Genomic DNA, 11,884 nt, shown 5'->3' on the forward strand with positions numbered 1-11,884 from the left:
ACTCGCCGCATGGCCAAGGACAAATCACTCTTCGTCTGCAGCGAATGCGGCGGCACCAGCCCCAAGTGGCTCGGCAAATGCCCGAGCTGCAGCGCCTGGAACACATTGGTCGAGCAGGTGGCGGGCAGCGCCAGCGGCTCGGCCAACAACCGCTTCGGCACGCAGTTCGCGTCGCTGGCCGGCGCGTCCGAGCTCGCGACGCTGTCGGAGATCGAGGCCACCGACATCGCGCGCACGCCGACGGGCCTCGACGAACTCGACCGCGTGCTCGGCGGCGGCATCGTCTCGGGCGGCGTCACGCTGATTGGTGGCGACCCCGGCATCGGCAAGTCGACGCTGCTGCTGCAGGCCGTCGATGCGCTGCAGCGCGCAGGACAGAACGCGCTCTACGTCACCGGCGAAGAAAGCGGGGCGCAGGTGGCGCTGCGCTCGCGGCGGCTCGGCCTTGACCATTCGCAGGTGCAGGTGCTGGCCGAGATCCAGTTGGAGAAGATCATCGCCACGCTCGACGCCACGCGGCCGGCGATCGCGGTGATCGACTCGATCCAGACCGTCTACTCCGACCAGCTCACCTCGGCGCCCGGCTCGGTCGCGCAGGTGCGCGAATGCGCGGCCCACCTCACGCGCTTCGCCAAGACCAGCGGCACGGCGGTGGTGCTGGTGGGCCACGTCACGAAGGAGGGCGCGCTCGCGGGGCCGCGCGTACTCGAACACATGGTCGACACGGTGCTGTATTTCGAGGGCGACACGCACTCGAGCTTTCGCCTGGTGCGCGCCATCAAGAACCGCTTCGGCGCGGTCAACGAGATCGGCGTGTTCGCGATGACAGAGCGCGGTCTCAAGGGCGTGGCGAACCCGAGCGCGATCTTCCTGAGCCAGCATGCCGAGCCGGTGCCCGGCAGCGTGGTGCTGGTCACGCTCGAAGGCACGCGGCCGATGCTGGTCGAGATCCAGGCGCTGGTCGACGACGGCGGGCCCAGCCCCCGCCGGCTCTCCGTGGGCCTGGACCGCGACCGCCTCGCGATGCTGCTGGCCGTGCTGCACCGCCATGCGGGCGTGGCCTGCATGGACCAGGACGTGTTCGTCAACGCGGTGGGCGGCGTGCGCATCAGCGAACCCGCGGCCGACCTCGCGGTGATGCTCGCCATCACCTCGAGCCTGCGCGGCAAGCCGATGCCCAAGGGTTTTATCGCCTTCGGCGAGGTCGGCCTGGCCGGCGAGGTGCGGCCCGCGCCGCGCGGCCAGGAGCGGCTGCGCGAAGCCGCCAAGCTGGGCTTCAGCGTGGCCGTGGTGCCCAAGGCCAACGCGCCGCGCAAGGGCGCGAAGGAGATCGAGGGCCTGACGATCCACGCGGTCGATCGCATCGAAGAGGCGATGGACGTCGTACGCGGGCTGGATTGAACGTGCCCGAAGCGCCTTCGACGCGCTGCGCGGCGAAGAACGCCAGTGCGGGCGGCGACAATATGCGCATGAATTTCCAGAAGTTTCTGATTCCGGTCGGCGCCATCGTGCTGATCGGTGTCTCGTGGCGCAGCTACGGCTGGGGCGGAGTCGCGTTCGCGGCCGGCGTGATCGTGATGTTCGTGCTGATGCACTTCAATCGCCTGATGCAGGTGCTCAAGCGCGCGGGCAACCGCCCGATTGGCCATGTGGCGAGCGCGGTGATGCTCAATGCCAAGCTCAAGCAGGGCGTCACGCTGATGCACGTCATCGCCCTGACACGCGCACTCGGCGAGCCGCGCTCGCCGCGCGACGAGCAGCCCGAGCACTACCGCTGGACCGATGCAGGCGGCTCTTACGTCGACGCGGTGTTCAACGGCGGCAAGCTGCAAAGCTGGACGCTGACGCGGCCCGAGCAGCCCGCGGACGACGAGCAGCCGTAGCTTTCGCGTCCTGCGCGAACCCTTCACGGCCGCCGCGTACGGCGGCCGGCTTTCAGAACGGTGCGTCCGCCTCTTCGGCCGGCGTAGCGGTCGCTGGCGCTGCGGCCTCTGTCGGAGCCGCGCCGAACGCCGCCTCGCCGCCGAGCGCGTCGAGCAGCGCCGGCACGAGCTGGCCGAGCTCGCCGGTGGCGATCGCCACGTCGGCATCGAAGTTGTCTTCCTTCTTGCCGCCGGCCGCACCGTCCCCCGTGCCTTCGAGGAACACGATCTTGCGGATCAGCATGCCGTGCGTGAGCTCGAACGACACGCGGTCGTCCCAGGTCAGCGCGAGCCTTGTCGGGCGCTTGCCGTCGCTGATGTGCTGCTTGACTTCCTCGATGTCGAGCGGATGCTTGGCATAGCGCACCACGGCCTTCGAATCGTCGGATGCCTTGAGCTCGCACTCGCGGTCGACCGTGAAGCCGGCCGGCGGTTCCTGCGTGAGCAGCCAGTTGGCCATGGCGGCAGCGGGCTCGACCTGCGTGTTGATCGGGCTCACGGCAAAGCCGTCGAACGCCTTCACGAGGCTGGTGATCACCTCGTCGGCGCGCGCGGCATTGGCGGAGTTGATCACGAGGCGGCGCTCGGCCTGGTCGATCCACACGGCCACGCGGGCACTGCGCGTGAAGGCCATCGGCAGCAGCTCGAGCGTGATGTCCTCCTTGAGCTCCTTCTTTTCCTTCTTGCCGGGCTTGCGGCCCGTGGCGGCCTCGATCTGCGCGCAGCGCTCGTCGAGCTTGCGGCGCACCACCGAGCCGGGCACGGCCTTGCTCTCGATCATGTACTCGACGAGCCACTGCCCGTCGATGGACTCCACCAGCGGGCCATTGGCCTCGCCGCGCGGCTCGATCCAGCCGGCCGACTTTTCCTGCGATGGGCCGCAGGGCTCGAAGCGCTGCTTGCCCAGGCCTTCTTCCGCCTCGGCCAGCGTTTGGGACCAGGCAGGTTCGATGCGATAGACGATGACGTTCTTGAATACGGACACTGAAAAACCTTTTCTACTCTGCGACGAACGCGGAACCCGCCATTGTCACAGGCCCGGCCCGCGGGCGAGAAAAAAGGGCCCGGAGGCCCTTTGAGAGAAGGTGCTTCGAGGTGCGGCCTAGTCTTCTTCGACGAAAGCCTCTTCGCGCTTGCTACGCACCGACGGCAGCAGCACGATCACCAGCAGCACCGCGGCCGCGGCCAGCAGGCTGGCCGAGATCGGGCGCGTGACCAGCACGCTCCAGTCGCCGCGCGACAGCAGCAACGCGCGGCGCAGGTTCTCTTCCATCATCGGCCCGAGGATCAGGCCCAGCAGCAGCGGTGCCGGTTCGCACTCGAGCTTGTGGAAGGCGTAGCCGATGATGCCGAACAGGCCCACCATCCAGACGTCGAAGGTGTTGTTGTTCGTGGAGTACACGCCGATCGCGCAGAACAGCACGATGGCGGGGAACAGCCAGCGGTACGGAATGGTCAGCAGCTTGACCCAGATCCCGATCAGCGGGAGGTTCAGGATCACGAGCATCGCGTTGCCGATCCACATTGAGGCGATCAGGCCCCAGAACAGCTCGGGGTCGCTGGTCATCACCTGCGGGCCCGGCTGGATGTTGTGGATGGTCATCGCGCCGACCATCAGCGCCATCACTGCATTGCCCGGAATGCCGAGCGTGAGCAGCGGGATGAACGAGGCCTGCGCGCCCGCGTTGTTGGCCGACTCGGGGCCCGCCACACCGCGGATGTTGCCCTGGCCGAACGGGATCTCGCCGGGCCTCAGGCGCAGCTTCTTCTCGAGCGTGTACGACGCGAAGGCCGACAGCAGCGAGCCGCCACCCGGCAGGATGCCGAGCGCGCAGCCCAGCGTGGTGCCACGCAGGATGGCCGGCACCATGTTGCGGAAGTCCTCGCGGGTCGGGAACAGGCTCGACACCTTGGCCGTGAAGACCTCGCGCTGCTCTTCGGGCTTGGCCAGGTTGGCGATGATCTCGCCGTAGCCGAACACGCCCATGGCCACCGCGATGAAGCTCACGCCGTCGGTGAGTTCGGGGATGTCGAACGAGTAGCGCGCCACGCCCGAGTTGACGTCGGTGCCGATCAGGCCGATCAGGAGGCCCAGCACGATCATGCAGATCGCCTTGAGCAGCGAGCCCGAGGCCAGCACCACCGCGCCGATCAGGCCCAGCACCATGAGCGCGAAGTATTCCGCCGGGCCGAACTTGAAGGCCAGCTCGGTCAGCACGGGCGCGAAGGCGGCGAGCACCAGCGTGCCCACGCAACCGGCGAAGAAAGAGCCGATGCCTGCGGCTGCGAGCGCGGCCCCGCCGCGCCCCTGCTTGGCCATCTGGTGGCCGTCGATCACGGTCACCACGGACGACGATTCGCCGGGCAGGTTGACCAGGATGGCCGTGGTCGAACCGCCGTACTGCGAGCCGTAGTAGATGCCCGCCAGCATGATCAGCGCCGCGACCGGCGGCAGCGCATAGGTGGCCGGCAGCAGCAGCGCGACGGTGGTGACGGGGCCGATGCCCGGCAGCACGCCGATCAAAGTGCCCAGCAGGCAGCCGAAGAAGGCATAGAGCAGGTTCTGCAGCGTGAAGGCTGCGCCGAAGCCCAGCGCGAGGTTGTCGATCAGTTCCATGTTGTTGTCGGCCCCTTCAGCCGGTGATGAAGCTGGGCCAGACCTGGAACTGCAGGCTCAGGCCGAGGATGAAGACCAGGTAGCTGCCGACGGCAAGCACGCTGGCCAGCATGAGCGAGCCCTTGAACCTGAACTGCGTGCCGGCCATGCTGGCGACGATCACGAGCGCATAGATCGCGAGCACCAGGCCGAGCGCTGGCACGTCCATGCTCGGCATGCCGCCGAGCAGCACGCCGAACAGCAGGTTGGCGCCGATGATGAAACCCAGCTGCTTCCAGGCGATGGCACCAACCGGGTTGGTGTCTCCCTCGTTGCCGCGCAGCGAGAGCGAATTCACCAGGACCACCAGGCCCATCACGCACAGCAGGATGCCGAGCATCAGCGGGAAATAGCCCGGGCCCATGCGGGCACCGCTGCCAATCTTGTAGTTGAGGGCGCCGATGGCAAAAGCCGCGCCGACGGAGGCGAACATCAGCCCGGAGAAAAAGTCCTTTTGACTCCTGATCTTCATGGTGGGTTGTGCACTTTCGGGTGGGGAGAGATGGATGGAGGAGGCCGCAGGCGACGCGCACGGACGAAGGGCCCCGATGGGGCCGCGGCCAGCATCCAAATTTATATCATGTCGTGATGTAAGCGAATCGAGAATTGACTTATCGCTTTCCCTGCCCCGGTGTGGCCGCGCCTTGCTACATTCAGCGACGGGCCACAACAAAGCACACCATGTCCGATCCCCGGGAAAGTCCTTCCAAGCGGCGCCTCGAGGCGCTTTCCGAATTTCGCTATCGCCTGCGCAACTTCCTTCGCTTCAGCGAGGATGCGGCGCGCGAGGCCGGCGTGACCGCGCTGCAGTACCAGCTGCTCCTGCACACCCAGGGCTTTCCCGGTCGGCTCTGGGCGACCGTCAGCGAGCTGGCCGAACGCCTGCAGGCGCAGCCGCACGGTGTGGTGGCGCTGGTCTCGCGCTGCGAGGACGCCGGGCTGGTGCGCCGCGAGCCGAGCAAGGTCGACCGGCGCCAGGTCGAGGTGCACCTGCTGCCCAAGGGGCGCAAGGTGCTGGCCAAGCTGGCGCAGCGCCACCTGACCGAACTCTCCGAGCTGGCCGAGGCGGTGCGCCTCGCGCACGCGATCCAGGGCAGCATCGACGAACATTGAGGCGCCGCGCCGGGAAAATGCCGGAAAAGGCCGGGCCGCTAAAATCCGCGCTTTGCTTTCTCCTCCTAAGGACCCCACATGAGCGCGCTTCCCTCTCTGGACGACCGTGACGGCAAGATCTGGATGGACGGCGAACTCGTGGACTGGCGCGACGCCAAGATCCACGTGTTGAGCCACACGCTGCACTACGGATGCGGCGCATTCGAAGGCGTGCGTGCCTACAAGACGCCCGAGGGCACGGCGATCTTCCGCCTGGCCGAACACACCGAGCGGCTCTTCAACAGCGCCAAGATCCTGCGCATGAAGATCCCGTTCACGCCCGAAGAGCTGAACGAAGCGCAAAAGCAGGTCGTGCGCGAGAACAAGCTCGAGAGCTGCTACCTGCGCCCGCTGGTCTGGATCGGCTCCGAGAAGCTCGGCGTCAGCCCCAAGGGCAACAAGATCCACGCCATGGTCGCGGCCTGGTCGTGGGGTGCCTACCTCGGCGAAGAGGGCATGCGGCGCGGCATCCGCGTGAAGACCTCGAGCTACACGCGCCACCACGTCAACATCACGATGACGCAGGCCAAGTCGGTGAGCAACTACACCAACTCGATCCTCGCCAACATGGAAGCGCTGGACGACGGCTACGACGAGGCGCTGCTGCTCGACGCGAGCGGCTTCGTCTCCGAAGGCGCGGGCGAGAACATCTTCGTGGTCAAGGGCGGCGTGGTCTACACGCCCGACCTGTCGGCGGGCGCACTCAACGGCATCACGCGCAACACCATCCTGCACGTGTGCAAGGACCTCGGCATCGAGCTGGTGCAAAAGCGCATCACGCGCGACGAGGTCTACATCGCCGACGAGGCCTTCTTCACCGGCACGGCCGCCGAAGTCACGCCGATCCGCGAACTGGACCGCATCGAGATCGGCAACCGCGGCGACGGCGGCTCGCGCGGGCCGGTCACCGAGAAGATCCAGGCGGCCTTCTTCGACATCGTGAACGGCAAAAACCCCAAGTACGCCCACTGGCTCACGAAGGTCTGAGAGAACCCATGCCCACCAACGCAGTCGTCGAACTCCTGGCCAAGGAACTCAACCCGCAGGGCGGCGTGTTCTGCCCGAGCCCCAAGGCCGACATGAAGCTCTGGAACACCCACCCCAAGGTCTACCTGGACGTGGCGCGCACCGGCGAAGCCAAGTGCCCCTACTGCGGCACCGTCTATCGCCTCAAAGCGGGTGAGCAGGTGGCGGGCCACCACTGAAGAGGCCCGCGAGGCCCGGCGGCAGCACCGATCGCCACGGGCTGCCGCTTTCCTGCACCATGCGCAGGAAAAGAAAGGCCACGAACAGCAGCGACAGGCCGATCTGCGCGTCGCGCATGGCCGAGTTCAGGCTGGCGGCCACGGTCATCGTGAGCATCGCAACGAAGCCGATGCGCCCCGTCAGGTCGGCGCGCCGCCAGCACACCCAGACCCCGCCCAGCATGATCGCGAGCAGCGACAGCAGCCCCGGAATGCCCGCTTGCGAGCCAATCCAGAGATAGTCGTTGTGCGGCATGTTCTTGTAGCCGATCACTTCCGGCGCGCGCTTCTTCCATTCGCTGGTCCAGGCGCCGATGCCCTGGCCCGCGACCGGCGCGTCGAGCATCATCTGCGCGGTCTCGCGGTACATGTAGTAGCGTGAAACCCAGCTGCCCTCCGAGGCCAGGCCGGCCTGGGCCTGTTCGAGCTCCTGCACGCCGAGCTCGAACTTGCTCTTGATGGAGGCGGGCAATTGCCAGGCGCCGAGCGCCGCGAGCGCCGTGGCGAGCGCCAGGCCCGCCAGCAGGCCACGCGGATGGCTGCGCCACTGGTGGAAGCAGGCCGCGAAGACGCAGCCGAGCATGGCGACGAGCGAGGTGCGCGACGGCAGCGCGAGGCTGACCACGATCGCCATCACGGCCGCCACGCCGAAGGCCGGCCCGGCCCAGTGCCAGCGGCGCGCATCGCCGAGGTGCGCGAGGCCCAGCACCGCGGCCGCGGCGCCGATCATCGCGAACAGGAGCGCGTCGTTGATCGACTTGTTGCCCTGCATGATCGTCACGGCGCGCCAGACCTGCAGGTCGGGCAGGCCGACGGTGTGGTACAGCGCGATCAGCAGCAGCCCCAGCACCGAGGCGAGCAGGAAAGCGCGTAGCGCCCACACGCATTCGTCGCGCGTGAGTGCCAGCGCCAGCAGCATCGTGAGCGCGATGCGCAGGCCATGGGCCAGCTCGCCGCCGGTTTCCTTGAAGTGCGGCGACACGGCCAGCACCACCAGCATCCAGCCCACGTACGCCATGATCGGCCACCACAGCGGATGGGCCCTGACGCGCGCCGCACGCTCGCGCCAGTTGCCGTCGATGGCCATCGCGAGCAGCAGGAGAAGAAGGGCCGCGTAGTTCACGCCGACCGGCATGTAGACCACGAAGCCCCAGAGGGCCGCCGTAGGGCGTCCGAGTCTTGAACGGAACATGGGGCGGAATTCTAGAGGCGCGGCCCGATCGCGCGCCTGGCTTTGGCGGTGCGGCGGGTCCCCGCGCGGTGCTGCGTCACCGCGGAAGGCGGATCACGAAGCTTGCGCCGCCGCCCGGGCGGTCTTCGCATTGCACGCTGCCGCCGTGGCGTTCGGCAATGGATTTCACGAGTGCCAGTCCGAGCCCCACGCCGCCGTTGCGCTCGCTCGCGCCGGGCAGCCGGTAGAAGGGCTCGAAGATGCGCTCGCGCAGTGCGGCGGGTACGCCCGGCCCGCGGTCGTTCACGCGCACCGTGGCAAAGCCGTCGGTGCTGCCGAGTTCGACCGAGGTCTCGCCCGCCCCGTAGCGGCGCGCGTTCTCGAGCAGGTTGCGCACCGCGCGGCGCAGCAGCCGGGGCACGCCGGGGACGGTGAGCGTCGCGCTGTCGGTGCCTTCGACGAGGTCGAGTTCGGCGTCCACGCGCGAGCATTCCTCGGCGGCGAGGCCGGTCAGGTCGACTGCCTCGATCGTGCCCATGTCGGCCTCACGCGCATCGAGGCGGCTCGCGAGCAGGATCTCGTCGATGAGCTGGTCGAGCTCGCCGATGTTGCGCGAGATCTCCTCGCGCGCCGTGGGGCTCGGCCGCTCGCCCATGAGCTCGAGGCCCATGCGGATGCGCGTGAGCGGCGAACGCAGCTCGTGCGAGGCGTTGGCCAGCAGCGACTTGTGCGAGCGCACCAGCTGTTCGATGCGTTCGGCCGAGGCATTGAAGCGTTTGGAGAGATCGGCCACTTCGTCCTGCCCTTCCTCGGTGATGCGTACGGACAGATCGCCGTCGCCCCAGCGCTGCACGCCGCGCTGCAGCGCCTCCAGCCGCTGCGTCAGCCGCCGCACGATGGGGTACACCCCGAGCGCCACGGCGATGCCCACGAGCGCGATCATCCAGCCGAGCCCGAACGGCGTTCGCCAGGGCGAGAACCCGCCCGGGCGGCGATCGCGCGGCGCCACCCGCAGGGTCATCTCCCTGCCGTCGCTCAACGTCACGTCGAACTCCAGCCCCTGGCCCGGCACGCGCAAGGCCTGCCCAGTGCCGATGGGGGTGTCGTTCTCGTCGAGCACCACGACGTTGCGCGGCACCGGCGCGAGGCGCTCACGCTCGGCCTGCGCCGCTTCACGCACGACCCAGTTCGCCATCAGCGTGAGGATCACGACGCCGGCCACCACCGCCATCCAGATGCGGACGTAGAGGTGGCGCGAGTAGAGGGTGCGCAGCATCGGGTCGGGCCCTAGTCTTGCTGCTTGGCGAACACGTAGCCGACGCCGCGCACCGTGAGGATGCGCTTCGGGTTCTTCGCATCGGCCTCGATGGCGGCGCGGATGCGGCCCATGTGCACGTCGATCGAGCGGTCGAAGGCCTCGAGCTCGCGGCCGCGCACGGCTTCCATGATCTGGTCGCGCGTGAGCACCCGGCCCGCGCGCTCGGCCATCGCGACCAGCAGGTCGAACTGGTAGGAGGTGAGGTCGGCCACCACGCCCGCCACCGACACGGTGCGGGCATTGCGGTCGATCTCGAGCGTGCCGAAGCGCATCACCGAACTGGCCTCGGTGTCGACGCTGTTCTCGCTGCGCCGGCGCAGAACCGCGCGGATGCGCGCGAGTAGCTCGCGCGGCTCGAAGGGCTTGGGCAGGTAGTCGTCGGCGCCGATCTCCAGGCCGATGATGCGGTCCATCGGGTCGCCCTTGGCGGTCAACATCAGCACCGACACCTTCGACGCCGGCGGCGGCAGCGAGCGGATGCGGCGGCAGACCTCGAGGCCGTCGGTGTCGGGCAGCATCAGGTCGAGGATCACGAGATCGGGCGCGTGCTGCTGCAGCTGCTCGAGGCCGCTCGCGCCGTCACCAGCGTGCGTGACGACGAAGCCCGACTGCGTCAGGTACTCGCTCACCATCTGCGCCAGGCGGGTGTCGTCTTCGATCATCAGGAGATGGGGGGTGCTCATGCGCTTCATGGTCGTCCACGGGAGGCAACGGGGCTTGAACGCTCCGTAAAGTTGGGTAAACGGCGCTTCAGGCTGTCAACGGGTGTGCGGTGAACAGCATGGCGCCTGCAGGAAGGGCGGCGGAGGGCTCGGCCATGTGCGCCTCGAGCATGGCGGGCACGGCGCAGTCCGCCAGGTCCGTGCCGTCGGCCCGGGCCCGCTCGAGGATCTCGCGCGCCAGCTGGCGCAGCTGCGCGGTCGAGGTGCGGATGCGCGCCTTGAACGCGGCGTCGTCCAGCTGCGGGTCGGTGAGGCTCTTGTTGAGCTCGGCGAACCACGGCATCGCGGCCTGATCGAGCATGACCGGTGCATTGCGCTTGCGGCTCGCGGCCGACCAGGCGCGCAGCAGCTGCTGCACCGCGATGTTCAGGCGCTGGCAATGCTGCAGCTCTTCCTTCAGGCTGCCGAGCAGCATCAGGTCGGTGAGCCGCTGCTGAAAGAAGATCTGCGACAGCACGCCCCAGTAGTAGGCGTAATCCCAGATCACCTTCACCGGCAGCACCTCGGGGTCGCCGAACAGCGGGTACTGGTCTTGGTAGAGCGCCAGCGTGCTCTCGTAGAACGAGTGGTAGATCTGGTCGTAGAGCTGCGCACGCGCCTCCACCGAGCGGCCCGTGCGATCGTGCGCCACCAGGTCGGTGATGTAGGTGTTGCTCATCGCGATGAAGTCGCTGCCCGGCGAGTAGAACGGGTCGAGGAAGAGCCCCGCCTCGCCCGTGAGCGCCCAGCGCCGGCCCGAGAACACCTGCTTGCAGCCGTGCGAGAAGTGCTTGAGGAACGCGAAGTCCTGCAGCAGGTGGCGCTTGCCGTCGAGCGCGTCGTAGAGCCGCGGCTGGTAGATGGCGAACCACTGCATCGCCTTCTCGAAGGTGTCGATGGTGTCGAGCGGATGCAGCTTTGGGTCGGCCACGATGCCCACCGAATGCGAGCCCGAGGCCAGCGGGATCAGCCAGGCCCAGTAGCCCGCACCCACGAGGTGGTTGGTCGAGAGCCAGCGCGCCTGCGGATTGCAGCGTTCGCGCCACGCGGGATCGTCGCTCCAGGCGTCGACGTCGATGCGCTCTGCGATGCGGAACCACACCGCGTTGACGTCGTGCGCATTGGGCTCGGCAAGCCCGAGCTTGCGCTTGAGCATGCCGGCGCGGCCGCAGGCGTCGATGAGCCAGCGCGCCTCGGTCGCATGCGTCCGGTCGCCTTGCGACCATTCGATGCGGTGCGGCGCATCGTCCTCGGCGGCGAGTTCGATGCGGCGCACCAGCGCGCCGTCCTCGAAGCGCACGCCGCGCCGCACGGCCTCTTCGGCGAGGTAGTTCTCGAAGATGCCGCGGTCGATCTGGTAGCTCGGTACGGCCAGGTAGCGGCTCGCGCCGATCTCGGTGACCTGGTCGAAGTCGCGGCGCCCCTCGCTGAAGAAGAAGCGGAAGCCGAACTTGCGCAGCTGCGCGCCGTCCATGTGGGGCTTGAGGCCGAGCACCGTGTCGAAGTAGTGCGCGCCGATCTCGACCGACGACTCGCCGACCTTGTGCGCGGCCTCGGGCACGGGATGCCGGCGCCGTTCGAGCACCAGCACGTCGAGGTCGGGAAAGCGCTGCCTGAGCTGCAGCGCGAGCGTCAGGCCCGCGAGCCCGCCGCCCATGATCACGGCGCCGCAAGAATGCACAGTGTTCACCGGTGGCACCCCTGACGCAGCGTTCATGTC

The 11,884-nt window shown here is 68.1% G+C and carries 12 protein-coding genes; 5 read left to right on the top strand and 7 right to left on the bottom strand.

Going from position 1 to position 11,884, the window contains the following annotated elements:
- Window positions 1-9: 9 nt before the first annotated feature.
- Both radA and AC3A6J_RS17005 read left to right on the top strand, forming a co-directional pair.
- Window positions 10-1,401 (top strand): DNA repair protein RadA, encoded by a 1,392-nt coding sequence (gene radA, locus AC3A6J_RS17000; protein WP_487861145.1) that lies wholly within the window; start codon window positions 10-12, stop codon window positions 1,399-1,401.
- 68 nt (window positions 1,402-1,469) lie between these two features.
- Window positions 1,470-1,883 carry a glycerate kinase gene (locus AC3A6J_RS17005; RefSeq protein ID WP_487861146.1) on the top strand — a complete coding sequence of 138 codons (414 nt, stop codon included), beginning with the start codon at window positions 1,470-1,472 and terminating at the stop codon, window positions 1,881-1,883.
- Window positions 1,884-1,935: 52 nt separating this feature from the next.
- On the opposite strand, the gene AC3A6J_RS17010 is transcribed toward AC3A6J_RS17005, so the two are convergent.
- The 3 genes from AC3A6J_RS17010 to AC3A6J_RS17020 form a co-directional block, all read right to left on the bottom strand.
- Entirely contained in the window at window positions 1,936-2,907 is a 972-nt protein-coding gene (locus AC3A6J_RS17010; RefSeq protein WP_487861147.1) for a recombination-associated protein RdgC, read from the bottom strand.
- A 117-nt stretch (window positions 2,908-3,024) separates the two neighbouring features.
- Window positions 3,025-4,539, bottom strand: coding sequence for a tripartite tricarboxylate transporter permease (locus AC3A6J_RS17015; protein ID WP_487861148.1), 1,515 nt, complete (start codon window positions 4,537-4,539; stop codon window positions 3,025-3,027).
- Window positions 4,540-4,555: 16 nt separating this feature from the next.
- Window positions 4,556-5,050, bottom strand: coding sequence for a tripartite tricarboxylate transporter TctB family protein (locus tag AC3A6J_RS17020; RefSeq protein WP_487861149.1), 495 nt, complete (start codon window positions 5,048-5,050; stop codon window positions 4,556-4,558).
- A 209-nt stretch (window positions 5,051-5,259) separates the two neighbouring features.
- On the opposite strand from AC3A6J_RS17020, the gene AC3A6J_RS17025 reads away from it, so the two are divergent.
- The 3 genes from AC3A6J_RS17025 to AC3A6J_RS17035 all read left to right on the top strand — a co-directional run bounded on the left by AC3A6J_RS17025 (window position 5,260) and on the right by AC3A6J_RS17035 (window position 6,935).
- Window positions 5,260-5,691, top strand: coding sequence for a MarR family winged helix-turn-helix transcriptional regulator (locus AC3A6J_RS17025; protein WP_487861150.1), 432 nt, complete (start codon window positions 5,260-5,262; stop codon window positions 5,689-5,691).
- A 78-nt stretch (window positions 5,692-5,769) separates the two neighbouring features.
- Window positions 5,770-6,717: a branched-chain amino acid transaminase gene (locus AC3A6J_RS17030; protein ID WP_487861151.1), complete on the top strand. Its 948-nt coding sequence runs from the start codon at window positions 5,770-5,772 to the stop codon at window positions 6,715-6,717.
- Between the two features lie 8 nt (window positions 6,718-6,725).
- Window positions 6,726-6,935 carry a zinc-finger domain-containing protein gene (locus tag AC3A6J_RS17035; protein ID WP_487861152.1) on the top strand — a complete coding sequence of 70 codons (210 nt, stop codon included), beginning with the start codon at window positions 6,726-6,728 and terminating at the stop codon, window positions 6,933-6,935.
- On the opposite strand, the gene AC3A6J_RS17040 is transcribed toward AC3A6J_RS17035, so the two are convergent.
- The 4 genes from AC3A6J_RS17040 to AC3A6J_RS17055 all read right to left on the bottom strand — a co-directional run bounded on the left by AC3A6J_RS17040 (window position 6,901) and on the right by AC3A6J_RS17055 (window position 11,881).
- On the bottom strand, window positions 6,901-8,166 hold the full coding sequence (locus AC3A6J_RS17040; RefSeq protein ID WP_487861153.1) for an O-antigen ligase family protein: 1,266 nt from the start codon (window positions 8,164-8,166) through the stop codon (window positions 6,901-6,903). The genes AC3A6J_RS17035 and AC3A6J_RS17040 overlap by 35 nt on opposite strands.
- A gap of 76 nt (window positions 8,167-8,242) precedes the next feature.
- A complete protein-coding gene (locus tag AC3A6J_RS17045; RefSeq protein WP_487861154.1) occupies window positions 8,243-9,421 on the bottom strand; it encodes an ATP-binding protein in 1,179 nt (392 codons plus the stop codon).
- 11 nt (window positions 9,422-9,432) lie between these two features.
- Window positions 9,433-10,155, bottom strand: coding sequence for a response regulator (locus tag AC3A6J_RS17050; RefSeq protein ID WP_487861155.1), 723 nt, complete (start codon window positions 10,153-10,155; stop codon window positions 9,433-9,435).
- 58 nt (window positions 10,156-10,213) lie between these two features.
- Entirely contained in the window at window positions 10,214-11,881 is a 1,668-nt protein-coding gene (locus AC3A6J_RS17055) for an NAD(P)/FAD-dependent oxidoreductase (protein WP_487861156.1), read from the bottom strand.
- Window positions 11,882-11,884 lie beyond the last annotated feature (3 nt).

It is taken from the genome of Variovorax sp. Soil_C_39 (assembly GCF_057656815.1).